We start from the raw sequence: 15,448 nt of genomic DNA, 5'->3' as shown, positions 1-15,448 counted from the left end.
CGGAATCACCAGAAAGTAATGATGAATAACCGGAATGTCATCATTTCCCCAACCCCATATTTGAAATTATCCTTCTAATAAATAACCTTTTTCCCTAATTGCATGAATACCTCTATTTAAAATTTCTTCGGTTGGAGCGGATAACAAATGCAAATGAATTCCCGCAGTGAGCTCCAGTAAAAACGGAGCGTCTGTATCTCGAACTTTCTTCAAAAACATTTCAACGTCGTGACGATTTGAAACCATAATGGATGACGTTATTTCTCCGTATACAGGATGTTCAATCGTAACATTCTCTACAGTGACTCCTGCATCTACTAAAGCTAAGAGCTCATCCTCGGAATGAGTAGATTGATGATTGCAAGCAACTCGTTGCTGAACATAAGGGGTACTTTCTTTATCCGGAAGAGCTATATAGCCTTGACTAGTAGAGACAATAGCAGCATTCGTTGCCTTTAATAAGGTTATATCATTCACAATAACCTGTCTGCTGACATTAGCGAGCTTTGCTAACTGATTGCCAGTCACGGGTACATGTTGTTCCTTTAAATAGGAGAAAATCCAATTCCTACGTTCCTCGCCTTTTAACTTTTTCACGATTAACTCCTCCAAACTTGCATAATGACTTGGTTGCTATTCATAAGTTTATCATGAAGGGGTGGTTGTTTGTTTAAAATCTGTGACCATTTTAAGATGGTAGACATAATTTAAAGGAGAAGGAAGGAGGAAGACTGTGCAAACTCATATTGTTGTAAAAGGGGACACTCTATGGAAAATCTCCAGAAATTACGGTGTTTCTTTTGAGGAATTAAAGAAAGTAAATGCGCATTTGGCCAATCCCGAATATATAGTGCCTGGCATGAAAATATTTATACCAAACACGAAAAAAATGGAATCGACTACGCATCCGTACAGTGATAATCGACCAGTAAAGCAAGAAATGGTGAATAAAGAAATGATGAAAAAGGAGGAAGTGAAAATCCAGCAACCTATGGACAAAACGAAAATGCAACCTGCACCACCGAGAATGCCTACTCAACCTGTTGCACCTACGTATCAGATGCCGCAGCAACCCAAACAACAACCAAAGCAGCAACCAATGCCACAACCACTTCCGCAGCAACCAATGCAACCACCTGCTTATACATTCCCATTCCATATGATGCCTGTCCCAGATATTGATATGACACCGTCTCCACAAGGCTGGAGATTAATGGAGTCTACATCTATTCATATACACAACCATATCCAAAATTTTGATATAGAGATGGAAACAGCACCGCAAGTACAACCAAAAGCAGAACCAACACCGCAGCCTGTCCAGCCAATACCTATTCAACCAACACCGCAGCTAACAAGCCCAATAGCACAAGAAGCTTCACCAACATTCGAACCATCACCATCATACCCGGTAATGTATCCATGCCCACCAGTACAGCCATATCCATACATGCACCACCAAGCAGAGTACGGAGGGCATCCTTGTGTACAGATATGTTACGTTCCTGTATATCCATGTCCTCCATATCCCTACCCACATTATTAAAACGTGAGTACGTATATACGGCAAATCAAGAAAAATGTATGGAAATGGAAAAATGAAAACGGCATATTCTCTGTAAAAAAATATCCGACTGTTGAGCAGGCAGAAAAAATTCGCCTAATTCATAAAGAACTAGAATACATGGAAAAACCTTTTATACTTCCTATTATAGAATCGACCCAAGAAGACTTTATTATTCAACCCTGGTATAAAGGGGATCATACGGTTTCCTATCGGTTCAAGGAAGACAGAAAAGCAGTCCATTTACTCCTGAGTCAAATTCATGAGACAAATAAAATGGTTGACTGGGAAGATAGTAATCTATTTTATTCTTTTAACCTTATTTCTAAATGGCAGAACCGGAAATGGAAGATGAACGAAATCTCCTTTTTCATCGAGTCACATATAGGTTGGGAGCAGACAAAATTTCTTTTGCTTTGTGGTGATATCGCTTTACGTAATATGAAACCATTTAATATGGAAAAGCGCACCTTGTTACACGGGGATGTTGTTCATCATAATTTTTTATCCGACAGCTCAGATTACAAAATAATTGATTTTGATCTCGCAGTGATTGGTCCAAGGGAAATGGAAAACATACTCTGGATGCACCGGGTCCTCCCGGAGATAAATTATGATATTCGGTTGCTCATCCATGAATTTCCGCATCTTGAAAAAGTAGTTCGACGCTATAAAGAAGCAATGATGTATCCAAATGAACTATACCGTGAGTGGTTATATGCGTACTCATTGCCGAAAGAGCGAAAACAGAAATTTATCGAGCAGTTAATACCTTATACGAACAAAGCGTTAACAGAATGGCCCAATTTATGCTATACTTTAAGTAAACTTTAATCGTTCTTTTTAGGAGTTGGTCGCTCGAGATTTGAGCGGCCATCTTTGTTTGTGCCTTTGGAAATTATAAATTGTATGGCAGGTTGATAACTACTTACAAGTGATTCTCCATCCAGACTCCAGCGCCTAGCCCTTCGAGTCGCTTCAGAAATGTAATAAAGGCAAAGTGCGCCTTGATTACATTTCTTCCAGCGCTTTTCAGGGCTGACATAGGCGCTTACGCTTTTGATCTTATGCTATAATGGACAGTATGAATTGTGAGGGATTTAAGGATGTATGATTACATAAAAGGACAAGTAACTCGAGTTACTCCAGAATACGTAGTATTGGAACAGCAGGGAATAGGTTACCAACTCTTTACTCCCAATCCGTTTGCCTTCAGAAAAAGTGAGGAAATGGTCCAAGTATATACGCATTTTCATGTTCGGGAAGATGCACAACAGCTAATGGGATTTCCTAGCCTAGCGCAGAGGGAATTATTTCGTAAGCTTATTTTAGTTTCGGGCATTGGACCAAAGGGTGCCTTGGCTATATTAGCTAGTGGGGAGCCAACTCATGTTATTCAAGCAATCGAGCGAGAAGATGAAACCTTCTTAGTGAAATTTCCTGGTGTAGGCAAGAAAACTGCTCGTCAAATGATATTAGATTTAAAAGGAAAACTAAACGATTTAATAGATTTTGAACAGCTAGAATACGAGGATGAGGGGCCAAACTTATTCGATAATGGAGAAGCTGCTCACGAACTAGAAGAAGCGATGCTAGCATTAACAGCATTAGGATATTCCGAAAGAGAGTTAGCTAAAATTCGCCCACTCCTTAAAGCGGAAGCGGAACTTCAAACAACTGATCAATTTATGAAAAAAGCCTTACAGCTATTATTTTCAGGTAAATAAACAAAAGAAAGGAGGTTCTTGCTATGGATGAACGTGTAATTTCCAGCGAAATTTCAAATTTTGATGAACCTTTCGAGCAATCACTTCGTCCTCAGTTTCTTAAACAATATATTGGGCAAGATAAGATTAAGCATAATTTAGAAATATTTATAGAAGCAGCCAAAATGAGAAGTGAAAGTTTAGATCACTGTCTATTATACGGACCTCCTGGACTTGGTAAAACAACACTTGCTGCTGTAATTGCAAATGAAATGGATGTACAAATTCGAATGACAAGTGGACCAGCTATCGAGCGTCCGGGAGACTTAGCGGCAATTGTTAGTTCACTTGAACCTGGAGATGTATTATTTATAGATGAAATTCATCGGTTGAATCGTTCGATTGAGGAAGTCCTTTATCCGGCAATGGAAGACTTTTGCTTGGATATCGTAGTAGGAAAAGGACCAGCTGCAAGAAGTGTGCGTCTAGACTTGCCCCCATTTACATTAATAGGCGCCACTACTAGAGCCGGTGCATTATCAGCCCCATTACGTGATCGTTTTGGAGTATTATTGCGACTGGATTATTATGAGGAAGATGCATTGACCTCTATTGTGGTTCGCAGTGCAGATTTATTTAATGCTTCCATTGACCATGAGTCTGCTGGAGAAATAGCTAGAAGATCTCGAGGAACTCCGCGAATAGCGAACCGATTGTTAAAAAGAGTACGGGATTATGCACAGGTTCGTGGGAATGGCTATATTTCACTTGAAATTGCTAGAGAGGCTCTAGAGCTTCTACAAGTCGATCCTCGTGGATTAGATCATATTGACCATAAACTAATTATGTCCATGATCGAACGTTTTAGAGGTGGTCCTGTTGGATTAGATACTATTGCAGCAAGTATTGGGGAAGAGTCAACGACAATTGAAGAAGTCTATGAACCATATCTACTGCAAATTGGCTTTATCCAACGATCACCAAGAGGAAGGATTGTTACAGCCCTTGCTTATGAACATTTTGGAATTCCATTTCCAGTAGAAAGAAAAGACTAAAAAAGGATGTCCTAATTATGAGAGTAGAAGATTTTGATTTTGAATTGCCCGAAGAATTAATTGCCCAAACACCACTTTTGGACAGAACAAGTAGCAAGCTATTGATAGCAGACTTTGTAAAACAGTCATATACACATACACATTTTAAAGACATATTAGACGAATTACAGGAAGGCGATTGCCTCGTGTTGAATGACACGAAGGTAATGCCTGCTCGTCTGATGGGGATGAAAAAAGAAACAGGTGCCAATATAGAAGTTCTATTATTAACACAAATAGAAGGGGATCACTGGGAAACACTTGTGAAACCTGCTAAACGGGTAAAAGTGGGAACAGAAATCACTTTCGGTGACGGATTGTTAAAAGCTGTTTGTACAGATATAAAAGATCATGGTGGCCGAATTTTCCGCTTTGAATATACAGGTGTGTTTTTTGAGGTATTAGATCAATTAGGTGAAATGCCGCTTCCCCCGTATATTCATGAAAAGTTGGAAAACAAGGATCGATATCAAACGGTCTATGCAAAAGAGCAAGGTTCTGCGGCAGCTCCAACTGCGGGCTTACATTTTACCGATGTATTATTGGATGACATTCGCTCAAAAGGTGTTAAAATAGCCTTTGTGACATTACATGTTGGTCTCGGAACTTTCCGACCAGTTAGCGTAGATTCAATCGATGATCACGAAATGCATTCGGAGTTTTATCGAATTACTGAAGAAACAGCAGATACTATTAACCAAGTGAAAGCCGCAGGTGGAAAGATTGTAGCAGTCGGAACTACCTCGACGAGAACATTGGAAACAGTAGCAACTAAATTTGATGGACAACTTCAAGCTGATAGTGGCTGGACGTCGATTTTCATTTATCCTGGTTATGACTTTAAATGTATTGATGGGATGATTACGAATTTCCACTTACCTAAATCTACTTTAGTCATGCTTGTTAGTGCACTTACTTCTAGAGAGTTTATGTTAAGTGCCTATAAAGAAGCCGTTGACTTAAAGTATCGTTTTTTCAGTTTTGGAGATGCAATGTTTATAAAAGGAAGGAATTATTAAATGACAGCAGTTACGTATGAACTTATAAAAAAAGACAAACAAACAGGCGCTCGATTAGGCGTTGTACACACACCTCACGGATCATTTGAGACACCTGCATTTATGCCAGTGGGTACACAAGCAACAGTAAAAACAATGGCTCCAGAAGAGATTAAAGAGATGAATGCTGGAATTATTCTAAGTAACACCTATCACCTATGGCTGCGTCCAGGAAACGAAATTATTCGTGAGGCAGGCGGACTTCATAAATTTATGAACTGGGACCGTGCAATTCTTACAGATTCCGGTGGATTCCAGGTATTTAGTTTAAGTGATATGCGTAAAATTGAAGAGGAAGGCGTTCATTTCCGCAATCACCTTAACGGCGACAAATTGTTCTTGAGTCCTGAAAAGTCCATGGAAATTCAAAATGATTTAGGTTCTGATATTATGATGGCCTTTGATGAATGTCCACCTTTTCCTGCATCGTTTGAATATATGAAAGCATCTGTGGAGCGTACATCACGTTGGGCAGAGCGTTGTTTAACTGCGCATACGAATACAGACAAGCAAGGGCTATTTGGAATTATTCAAGGTGGAGAATTTGAAGAATTACGCCGTCAATCCGCAAAAGATTTAGTTTCTCTTGATTTCCCTGGATATGCCATTGGTGGATTATCGGTTGGAGAACCAAAAGATGTGATGAATCGTGTCCTTGAATTTACTACGCCAATGATGCCTGAAAATAAACCTCGTTATTTGATGGGAGTCGGTTCTCCCGATTCATTAATCGATGGGTCCATTCATGGTGTGGATATGTTTGACTGTGTGTTACCAACTCGTATTGCACGAAATGGTACATTCTTTACTCATCAAGGTCGTCTAGTTATTAAAGGTGCTAAGTTCGCTCGCGATTTTGGACCGATCGATGAAAAATGCGATTGCTACACATGTAAAAATTATTCGCGTGCTTATATTCGCCATTTATTTAAAGCGGATGAAACATTCGGATTGCGTCTAGCATCGTATCATAACCTGCATTTCCTAATGAAATTAATGGAGAATGTAAGACAGGCAATACGAGAGGACCGTCTTCTAGATTTTAAAGAAGAATTTTTTGAAGAATATGGGTATAACAAACCAAATGCAAAAAACTTCTGATTCTTGTATACTAGAAGATAGAGTTAAAAGGGGGGAAATAAATACATGGATACATTAGTAGGTTTGTTACCAATTATTGCTATGTTCGCAGTAATGTGGTTCTTCATCATTCGTCCAGCACAAAAGCGCCAAAAAACAACTTCACAAATGCAAAACAATCTTAAACGTGGTGACGATATCATTACAGTTGGTGGGTTACACGCAAAAGTTGATGCAGTAGATGATCAAACGATCTTCGTTACAGTTGCAGATGGAACGCGTTTACAATTTGAGCGCGTAGCAGTAGGACGAGTAGTTTCAGAGTCGAAAGTATAATAAAAAGTGAATCGGTCTATGATAGGCACTGGAAGGATTTTGAGTAAAAGAGTACCTTGTTTACTCAAAATCCTGAAGCACTAAACAAATGCTGCAATGCCTGGATACACCACATAAATTCGCAGTATTCTAGGCTTAGATACTTAATTGCTTATCTTTACTAAAATACATAAAAAAAGAACTTGCTCATTTTATGAGTAAGTTCTTTTTCTTTGGGCAAGGTAATAATGAGGTGATTATGTGCAGGACATACTCATAATAATAATTCGGACATTTGTTTTGTACTGGTTTATTTTACTGATTTTTCGTTTAATGGGAAAACGAGAAGTGGGCGAGTTAAGTATTTTTGACTTGGTTGTTTTTCTTTTAATAGCTGAGGTTGCAGGCTTTTCATTGGACGATCCTCAAAGTAGTTTTATCAATGCAATTGTCCCAGTGCTTATGCTATTTTTTATCCAGATGGGCGTTTCCTACTTTTCATTAAAAAGTAAAAAATTTCGTGATGTCATGGAAGGTGAACCTTCCATACTTATACGAGAGGGAATAATTGTTGAAAAAGAAATGAGAAAACAACGCTATAATTTGGATGATCTCCTTCAACAATTACGAGAACAACAAATTGGATCTATTCAGTCTGTCTCCTATGCATTTCTGGAGTCATCAGGGAACTTATCCGTCTTCAAAAAAGAAGGGGAACAATATGTATTTCCTCTCATCATCGATGGCGAAATACAACAGAGACATTTAGAGCATATTGGGAAAAATGAAAAATGGCTAATCCAACAACTAGAACAAAAGCAAATTATGAGTTATAAAAAAATATTTTACTGCAGTTATGAAAACGAAGAGCTCTATATTCAGCTTAAAACTTCATTTAAATAGCGATTTATCAAAATCTATTTTTAGAACTTTTGGCAATCTTGAAAATAACACTTAACTCTTTGCGTTTTATCTGTCTAAACAGTACTAAAGCGATTGTTAAATATAGCATAGTAAATAGGCAATCGATAAGTAAAGGACGACTTCCAATAGAATATATTAACGGTCTGGTAATGATCGTTAACAAAAACACAGCGTAAGGAATGACAAAAAATGAGAAGCCAATTTGTGCTTCTTTTTTTTCTTTTAAAGAAGCGATATGTAAAAAGGAAGTAATTAATACTCCAAATCCAATCGCAACAATCGCGCCTTTTTCTTGAATAGCAACTTGAGAAGCGAGAAAAAATAGTAGTAGTAGTTTCCCTACACCACCATATAGAGAATTGAGAAATGCGGCCTTTGAATTGTCTAATGCCTGCAAAATTGAAAACAAAGGACTTTGAATATAATAAAAGAAAAAAATTGGAGATAGAATTTTCATATAAACAGTAGCATTTTCAACATGAAATAGTGCCTCTACCAGCTCACCACCATGTAGATAAAATAGTGTAGCTGCATAACAGCCAGTTAAAGTAGAAAACTTTAAGGACAGATGAATTCTTTCCTTTAATAGTTTAAAATTACCCCGAGCAAATGCATCACTTACAGCTGGTATAAGAACAATAGATAGTGCGTACGGGATGAAAGAAGGAAATAATAGCAAAGGGACTAAAACACCTGAAATGACACCGTAAAGAGTAGTGGCGGCCACTGCTGTAACTCCAGTAATAGCTAAAGCTTTGATAAAAATAATTGGTTCTAAAAACCATGTGAAAGATCCGAATAGTCGACTACCAGAAGACGGTAAGGCAATTGCAAAGAGTGGAGACAATGGATACGTTTTAGAAGATTTCGTAGTATTTTGTTTAGATTTCCATCTGTCATATTTCCATTTCAAATAGAGCAGTGCGATAAGTTCTGCGATTAGAGCTAAGAGCATTGCATAAGCAGAAGCTTCTTGTGGTGAAGCAGCAGTTAAAAAGAAGGGAAGCGCAAAACTGATTAAAATAATTCGAACGATTTGCTCCATCAATTGGGCCACAGCTGTTTCTTCTAATCGAGCAATCCCTTGGAAGAACCCTTTTAATATTCCTCCAGCGGCAGCAATCGGAACTATTGCGATGGATACGAATAATGTCATAGTGATTGCATCATTTTTTAATAAGTTACCCGAAATATAAGGAGTGACAAAAATAAATAGTGGTGTGAATATTAAGATGGAAATTACTGTGACAATGACAGATGTTCGCATAACAGCGAAATAGTCTTTTGTGGCATTTCTTGCGCGGAGCTCTGCAATAATTTTAGCCATAGCAATCGGAATACCAAGTTGTACCAAAGAAAGGAAAAAAATAAAAGCTGGATATGCAGTCATATAAATACCAACTGTTTCTTCACCAGTTAAGCGAACAAACTGCATACGATAAATAAAACCTAAAAACTTGGACAAAAAAATGGAAATCATCAGCAAAATTGAACCTTTTAAAAATGTAGACAATTAAACACTTCCTTCTCAAATACAGGAACTTCGTATACAATAACAATATGCTTATTGCTTAGTACATTATTCTTTAAAAGAGGTGCGATATTATGGAAAATAATAAATATGAAGAAATATTTGCGCACGTACTACCAGCTATAGAAAGTAAAAGAAATGAGTTTTTCGTGTATCAATACGAAACAGTTTCGGAAAAAGATATTTGGAAATATTGTGTGACGAAGAAGTGGAGGAAGAAGGATATATCTTTGTTGCCTTTATATCAGATCATCAATGATATTCTAACTATTTCTCCAGCAGAGTTTATGACATTTGAACAAATTGATAATCAACGCACTTCTAATTGGTTTGCTGAGATTAATCAAGATGAATTACGAATGTTATTAAATTCAGATTTTGAAGAAAAGTAAATGGACGGGTATTTGACAGTAAGCGCAACGTGTTTCATAATAAAGTTGTTGCTTTTTTTTGAGGAGGAAATTTACATATGAAAACTAGAGGGCGCATAGTTGCGTTTTTATTACTAATTGTTATTTTTGCAGGTACAATCAGTCCAACAGTTACAGGGGTCTTGAACAATATTAAACTCGGTTTAGATCTTCAGGGTGGTTTTGAAGTTCTTTATCAAGTAAAAGAATTAAAGGATGGACAGGAAATAACGGAAGACGTTGTAGCGGATACAGCTTCAGCACTTAGGGACCGTATAGACGTTCTAGGTGTAAGTGAACCTAGTATTCAAGTTGAAGATGGTAACCGTATTCGAGTTCAACTTGCTGGTGTGGATGATCAGAACTCTGCCAGAGAGTTACTATCGACTCAAGCGAACCTAACTTTCCGAGATTCTGATGATAATATAATGCTAGATGGAATGGACTTGAAAGAAGGTGGAGCTAATGCAGCTTTTGATCAACAAGGACAACCTATCGTAACATTAGAATTAAAAGATGCAAATAAATTTGCAGAAATTACTTCAGAAATTGCTGCTAAGCCAGCACCAGATAATGTATTAGTTATTTGGTTAGACTTTGAAGAAGGTGTGGACTCTTACAAAGCGGAAGCATTGAAGCCTGAAGAAGAACAAAAATTCACTTCAGCTCCACGAGTATCCCAACGTATCAGCTCAGATAGCGTAGAAATTTCAGGTGCTTTTACAGTTGATGAAACAAAACATTTATCGGGAATTTTAAATGCTGGTGCTCTTCCGGTTGAATTAGAAGAAATATTCTCTACTTCAGTAGGTGCGCAATTCGGGGAAGAAGCATTAAAAAGTACCATATTAGCTAGTATTATTGGTATTGCGGCAATCTTCATTTTCATGATTGGGTATTATCGTTTACCTGGTGTTATTGCGGTTATTTCTTTAGTAGTGTACATTTTCTTAATCCTCGTTATTTTTGACTGGATTAATGGTGTATTAACACTTCCAGGAATCGCGGCAATTGTACTAGGGGTAGGTATGGCGGTAGATGCCAATATCCTAACCTATGAGCGTGTAAGAGAAGAACTACGTATTGGTAAATCAGTGAAGAAAGCGTTCGATGCGGGAGCAAAAGAATCCTTTACCGCGATTTTCGATGCCAATATTACTACATTATTAGCAGCGGCGGTATTATTCATCTTTGGTACAAGTTCTGTAAAAGGATTTGCGACACTGTTAATAATTAGTATTTTAGTTATTTTTATCACAGCAGTATGGGCTTCTCGTATTCTACTAGGATTATTAGTTCATAGTGGTTATTTCGATAATAAACCTGGTTGGTTTGGTATTCCGAAGAAAAGAATGCATGCTCCAGAAGAAGAAGTGGATACGCTTGACTTAACAACAAAATTTGATCGTTTTGATTTTGTTCATAGTCGTAAAATCTTCTATATTGCTTCTATAACATTGACTATTGCTGGTATTATCATTTTGAGTGTGTTCAAGTTAAATCTTGGTATAGATTTTTCTTCTGGTACAAGGGTTCAAATTGACTCTACTCAACCTCTAACTCAAGAAATTGTTACTGAGAAAATTGAAAACATAGGCATGCCATCAGATGATATTGTCATCTCCGGGGAAAAAGGGGATAGTGCAGTAGTAAGATACAAAGAAGACTTTACACAAGAAGAAATTAAAACACTAAAAGTAGAGATGAATGAGCAGTTTGGTAAGGACCCATCAGTGAGTACGGTTTCACCTACTGTTGGTCAAGAACTTGTCAAAAATGCATTAAAAGCATTAATGTTTGCTGCTCTTGGAATAGTTATTTATGTTGCTTTCCGCTTCGAATGGAGAATGGGACTAGCATCAATCGTTTCGTTGCTCCATGATGCATTCTTAATGGTTGCTGTATTTAGTATCCTTCGATTAGAGGTAGATATTACATTTATCGCAGCAGTATTAACGATTGTTGGTTATTCAATAAATGATACGATTGTTACATTTGACCGTATTCGAGAAAACTTGCATCGTAGTAAAACGATTACTTCAGAAGACGAACTTGCAACAATTGTAAATAAATCACTACGACAAACTCTTGGACGTTCTGTAAATACAGTACTTACTGTAATTTTAGTTGTAGTAGCTCTATTGATATTCGGGGCGGAAGGAATTCGTAATTTCTCAATCGCTCTATTAATCGGCTTACTAGCTGGAACGTATTCTTCTATCTACATTGCAGCGCAAATTTGGTTTGATTTGAAAGTGAAAGAAATGCGTAAAAATGGCGGCATAGAAGTGAAAAAAGAAGAGAAAAAATGGGGTTCTGATGAGCCTGTCGTTTAATGTTTTAGTATAATATGGAGCAGGGTATAACTTTACTATACTCTGTTCCATTTTTTTTATAAATGAGTAAAAAAAGGAGGGTCAATATGAAATTTCAATGGTCATTATTATTCGGTTTAATATTCGCTATTATTATTGCCTTATTTGCTATATACAATGTCGACACTGTTCCAGTTAACTATGTTTTTGGAACAGCACAATGGCCACTTATCCTAGTGATTTTAGGCTCAGCATTATTAGGAGCGTTACTCAGTGGGTCCGTTGCCATTTATCGGTCGTTCATATTATCGCGGAAAGTGAAGCACTTGGAGAAGGATATTGAAAAGAAAGATGCTACCATCGGTGTTTTACAAAATGAGGTAGTAGCTTACAAAGAAAAGCCAGTTGAGTTTTTTGAAGAGCCAGTGACAGTGAAAGATGAAAATTCAACTATTTAACTCTAAAACCTTTTGACATCTGTCAGAAGGTTTTTCTTTAGATCCTTGCAAACACCTTTTTCACAACGTATCTACCTCAGATGAGGTATAATAGATTATAAGGAAGTGAATAATATGATCGAATCTCAGAAAATATGGCAAGTTTCAAGGCCTAATATAGAAGTAGTAGAAATGTTAGAAAAAGAGCTTTCTATACCGAGTGTTTGTGCAAAAGTATTAGCCTCTAGAGGGTTTGAAAATATAGAAGATGCAAAATCATTTTTACAAGTATCGGAAAACCAATTACACAATCCATTTTTGTTTCCAGGCATGGAAGCGCTGGTAGCACGTGTTCATCAATCAGTGGAAACGGAAGAACGTATAATGGTCTATGGTGATTATGATGCGGACGGTATTACTAGCACAACGATCATGGTTAAAGCGCTAGAGTCACTAGGTGCTGATGTCATCTATAAGATTCCAAATAGATTTATAGATGGCTATGGACCAAGTGAGCGTTTGTTCCAAGAAGCTTATGATGAAGGTGTAAAACTAATCATTACTGTCGATAATGGTATTTCAGGTATACAACCTATTGAGTTTGCAAAAGGATTAGGGATGGATGTTATTGTTACTGACCACCATGAACCTGGTGAGATTTTGCCAATAGCAGATATTATAATACATCCGAGTTTAAAGGAGACAACCTATCCTTTCCCACATTTAGCAGGAGTAGGTGTAGCCTTTAAAGTAGCTCATGCTTTACTAGGGGAAATTCCTAAGGAATTCTATTATCTAGTAGCCATTGGCACAATAGCCGACCTTGTTTCATTGACAGGAGAAAATCGTTATTTAGTTCAACAAGGCTTAAAACAGATGCACCATACAGACTCTGTAGCCATTGAAGCTTTGGCAAATGTAAGTGGAGTAGATCTTCGTTCAATCGATGAAGAAACAGTAGGATTTATGTTTGGGCCACGTATTAATGCAGTAGGACGACTTGGTGAAGCAGCGCCTGGTGTAGATATGTTTTTAACTGAAAATCCTAATCATGCACTAGCGATGGCTAATATGCTCAATGAAAAAAATAAAGAACGTCAAGCAATCGTCAAGCAAATTACAGATGAAGCAATGGAGCAACTTGAACTATTTCCCCCTCTGGATGGGGCAAGTGTCATAGTAGTAGGGAAAATAGGATGGAATCCTGGTGTCTTAGGTATTGTTGCTTCCAAATTAGTGGAGAAGTATTATAGACCTGCTATAGTGCTAGGATTTGATGAAGATAAAAAAATTGCTAAAGGGTCAGCACGCAGTATTGAAGGATTCCATATGTATAAAGAGCTTGCTAAAAACCAAGATATTGTTTCTCATTTTGGTGGACATCCAATGGCAGCTGGTATGACATTACCTTTAGAAAATGTGGAAGAGTTTCGTTTAAGATTAAACGAACAAGCGAAAGTAAGTTTATCGGAAGATCAATTAATACCAACTATTTCCATTGATGTTCCATTAGAAATGGATGAAATATCGACAGAATCCATTGAGTCTCTAAAAAAACTAGCTCCATTTGGAATGGGTTTTGCAAAACCAGTCTACTGCATAGAAAATGTAGAAGTTTCAACTGTGCGGAAAATAGGCTCAGCACAAAATCATTTGAAAATGGAATTAAAACAAGGGGCTATCCTTTTAGATGCAATTGGATTTGGAAAAGGGCAATTAGCGGACGAAATAGCTCCAACGACTAAACTTTCTTTTATTGGGGATTTACAGATCAATGAATGGAATGGACGTAAAAAAGCGCAATTGATGATACAGGATATAAAAACGGATGAGTGGCAGCTTTTTGATATTAGAGGTATTCGCCAGGTGACTCGATGGCAACCCCTTATTCCTTTAGAGGATACCGTATATGTTGCTTTTAATGAGGATACGATTAAGCATTTTAGTACAATCATTGATCATAGTTTATATCTGATGAGTGAACTACTGGAGCAGCCGGTACAAGCGAAATATGTAGTGCTATTAGATTTACCGGAAGAGGAAGAATCACTGGTCAAACTAATCCAATCTCACTCGTGGAAAAGAATATATGCACACTTCTTTACCAATGAGTCTTCTTACTTTGAAGGCTTACCGACGAGAGATCAATTTAAATGGTATTTTTCTTTCCTTACAAAAAGAAAAACATTTGCATTGAAACAGCATATTCATGAATTGTCTAAACATACTGGATGGAGTCAAAATACATTTAATTTTATGTCGAGGGTGTTTTTTGAACTTAGTTTTGTTAGAATAGACAATGGGATGATAGTGCTCAATGAAAGTCCAGTGAAAAAGGATTTATCAGAGGCGCCTTCATACAAACAGCGTGAGAAACAGATGGATCTAGAACAAAAATTATTATATGGGCCATATGTGGAGCTGAAACAATGGTTTGAAGAGCGAATAGCAGTACAAACCGTTCCTGAGGAGGAGCAAGTATGGATTTGAAGCAGTATGTAACAACAGTTGAAGATTGGCCGAAGCCAGGTATTAGTTTTAAAGATATTACTTCAATTATGGATAATGGAGAGGCATATAAATACGCAACGGATCAAATTGTTGAATATGCAAAAAAAGTGAATGCTGAAGTTATCGTAGGACCTGAAGCACGTGGATTTATCACTGGCTGTCCGGTTGCTTATGCACTTGGCGTTGGGTTTGCACCTGTTCGTAAAGAGGGGAAGCTTCCTCGTGAAGTAATCCGTGCAGAATATGGCTTAGAGTATGGAAAAGATGTTCTAACTATGCATAAGGACGCTGTAAAACCAGGACAACGTGTGTTAATCGTTGATGATTTATTAGCGACAGGCGGTACAATAGATGCTACAATTCGATTAGTAGAAGAATTAGGCGGTTTAGTTGTAGGTTGTGCATTTTTAATAGAACTTACATACTTAGAAGGTCGCAACAAATTAGAGAATTATGATATTTGCACATTGATGCAATATTGATCATTTTGTGAATATATGTTT

At 37.4% G+C, this 15,448-nt stretch carries 15 protein-coding genes; 13 read left to right on the top strand and 2 right to left on the bottom strand.

What is annotated here, in order from left to right:
• Positions 1-66: 66 nt before the first annotated feature.
• Complete coding sequence (locus MKX53_RS11030) at positions 67-597, bottom strand: transcription repressor NadR (protein ID WP_093537020.1); 531 nt, start codon at positions 595-597, stop codon at positions 67-69.
• Positions 598-733: 136 nt separating this feature from the next.
• On the opposite strand from MKX53_RS11030, the gene safA reads away from it, so the two are divergent.
• The 8 genes from safA (at position 734) to MKX53_RS10990 (ending at position 7,720) form a co-directional block, all read left to right on the top strand.
• Positions 734-1,546 (top strand): SafA/ExsA family spore coat assembly protein, encoded by an 813-nt coding sequence (gene safA, locus MKX53_RS11025; RefSeq protein ID WP_340911246.1) that lies wholly within the window; start codon positions 734-736, stop codon positions 1,544-1,546.
• Between the two features lie 138 nt (positions 1,547-1,684).
• Positions 1,685-2,398 carry a phosphotransferase gene (locus MKX53_RS11020; RefSeq protein ID WP_340830958.1) on the top strand — a complete coding sequence of 238 codons (714 nt, stop codon included), beginning with the start codon at positions 1,685-1,687 and terminating at the stop codon, positions 2,396-2,398.
• Between the two features lie 272 nt (positions 2,399-2,670).
• Complete coding sequence (gene ruvA, locus MKX53_RS11015; RefSeq protein ID WP_340911243.1) at positions 2,671-3,291, top strand: Holliday junction branch migration protein RuvA; 621 nt, start codon at positions 2,671-2,673, stop codon at positions 3,289-3,291.
• 23 nt (positions 3,292-3,314) lie between these two features.
• A complete protein-coding gene (gene ruvB, locus MKX53_RS11010; RefSeq protein WP_340911240.1) occupies positions 3,315-4,325 on the top strand; it encodes a Holliday junction branch migration DNA helicase RuvB in 1,011 nt (336 codons plus the stop codon).
• Positions 4,326-4,342: 17 nt separating this feature from the next.
• The gene (gene queA / locus MKX53_RS11005; RefSeq protein ID WP_340911238.1) at positions 4,343-5,383 is read left to right on the top strand and encodes a tRNA preQ1(34) S-adenosylmethionine ribosyltransferase-isomerase QueA; all 1,041 of its coding nucleotides are present in this window, start codon (positions 4,343-4,345) and stop codon (positions 5,381-5,383) included.
• The gene (tgt, locus tag MKX53_RS11000) at positions 5,384-6,523 is read left to right on the top strand and encodes a tRNA guanosine(34) transglycosylase Tgt (protein WP_093537026.1); all 1,140 of its coding nucleotides are present in this window, start codon (positions 5,384-5,386) and stop codon (positions 6,521-6,523) included.
• Positions 6,524-6,568: 45 nt separating this feature from the next.
• On the top strand, positions 6,569-6,838 hold the full coding sequence (yajC, locus tag MKX53_RS10995; protein ID WP_093537027.1) for a preprotein translocase subunit YajC: 270 nt from the start codon (positions 6,569-6,571) through the stop codon (positions 6,836-6,838).
• Positions 6,839-7,078: 240 nt separating this feature from the next.
• Entirely contained in the window at positions 7,079-7,720 is a 642-nt protein-coding gene (locus tag MKX53_RS10990; protein WP_340830954.1) for a DUF421 domain-containing protein, read from the top strand.
• A gap of 7 nt (positions 7,721-7,727) precedes the next feature.
• Here the strand turns inward: MKX53_RS10990 and MKX53_RS10985 are convergent, their stop codons facing one another.
• Complete coding sequence (locus MKX53_RS10985) at positions 7,728-9,254, bottom strand: putative polysaccharide biosynthesis protein (RefSeq protein ID WP_340762795.1); 1,527 nt, start codon at positions 9,252-9,254, stop codon at positions 7,728-7,730.
• A gap of 92 nt (positions 9,255-9,346) precedes the next feature.
• On the opposite strand from MKX53_RS10985, the gene MKX53_RS10980 reads away from it, so the two are divergent.
• From MKX53_RS10980 to MKX53_RS10960, 5 genes are all read left to right on the top strand, one after another.
• Positions 9,347-9,664, top strand: coding sequence for a post-transcriptional regulator (locus tag MKX53_RS10980; RefSeq protein WP_340911234.1), 318 nt, complete (start codon positions 9,347-9,349; stop codon positions 9,662-9,664).
• Between the two features lie 77 nt (positions 9,665-9,741).
• A complete protein-coding gene (gene secDF / locus MKX53_RS10975) occupies positions 9,742-12,018 on the top strand; it encodes a protein translocase subunit SecDF (protein ID WP_340911232.1) in 2,277 nt (758 codons plus the stop codon).
• 86 nt (positions 12,019-12,104) lie between these two features.
• The gene (locus MKX53_RS10970; protein ID WP_340762792.1) at positions 12,105-12,455 is read left to right on the top strand and encodes a LapA family protein; all 351 of its coding nucleotides are present in this window, start codon (positions 12,105-12,107) and stop codon (positions 12,453-12,455) included.
• 114 nt (positions 12,456-12,569) lie between these two features.
• Complete coding sequence (gene recJ / locus MKX53_RS10965; protein WP_340911229.1) at positions 12,570-14,924, top strand: single-stranded-DNA-specific exonuclease RecJ; 2,355 nt, start codon at positions 12,570-12,572, stop codon at positions 14,922-14,924.
• The gene (locus MKX53_RS10960) at positions 14,915-15,427 is read left to right on the top strand and encodes an adenine phosphoribosyltransferase (protein WP_093537034.1); all 513 of its coding nucleotides are present in this window, start codon (positions 14,915-14,917) and stop codon (positions 15,425-15,427) included. The genes recJ and MKX53_RS10960 overlap by 10 nt, the downstream gene beginning before the upstream one ends.
• Positions 15,428-15,448 lie beyond the last annotated feature (21 nt).

Source organism: Psychrobacillus sp. FSL K6-4615 (assembly GCF_038008225.1).
In the GTDB taxonomy this organism is placed as follows: Bacteria; Bacillota; Bacilli; order Bacillales_A; family Planococcaceae; genus Psychrobacillus; species Psychrobacillus psychrotolerans.
This window is presented reverse-complemented; position numbering and strand designations above follow the sequence as displayed.

Bases quoted from the DNA above. Each gene is read 5' to 3' on its own strand.
- MKX53_RS11020 (WP_340830958.1), top strand. From the start codon at position 1,685: ATGGAAAAACCTTTTATACTTCCTATTATAGAATCGACCCAAGAAGAC.
- ruvA (WP_340911243.1), top strand. From the start codon at position 2,671: ATGTATGATTACATAAAAGGACAAGTAACTCGAGTTACTCCAGAATAC.
- ruvB (WP_340911240.1), top strand. From the start codon at position 3,315: ATGGATGAACGTGTAATTTCCAGCGAAATTTCAAATTTTGATGAACCT.
- queA (WP_340911238.1), top strand. From the start codon at position 4,343: ATGAGAGTAGAAGATTTTGATTTTGAATTGCCCGAAGAATTAATTGCC.
- tgt (WP_093537026.1), top strand. From the start codon at position 5,384: ATGACAGCAGTTACGTATGAACTTATAAAAAAAGACAAACAAACAGGC.
- yajC (WP_093537027.1), top strand. From the start codon at position 6,569: ATGGATACATTAGTAGGTTTGTTACCAATTATTGCTATGTTCGCAGTA.
- MKX53_RS10980 (WP_340911234.1), top strand. From the start codon at position 9,347: ATGGAAAATAATAAATATGAAGAAATATTTGCGCACGTACTACCAGCT.
- secDF (WP_340911232.1), top strand. From the start codon at position 9,742: ATGAAAACTAGAGGGCGCATAGTTGCGTTTTTATTACTAATTGTTATT.
- MKX53_RS10970 (WP_340762792.1), top strand. From the start codon at position 12,105: ATGAAATTTCAATGGTCATTATTATTCGGTTTAATATTCGCTATTATT.
- recJ (WP_340911229.1), top strand. From the start codon at position 12,570: ATGATCGAATCTCAGAAAATATGGCAAGTTTCAAGGCCTAATATAGAA.
- MKX53_RS10960 (WP_093537034.1), top strand. From the start codon at position 14,915: ATGGATTTGAAGCAGTATGTAACAACAGTTGAAGATTGGCCGAAGCCA.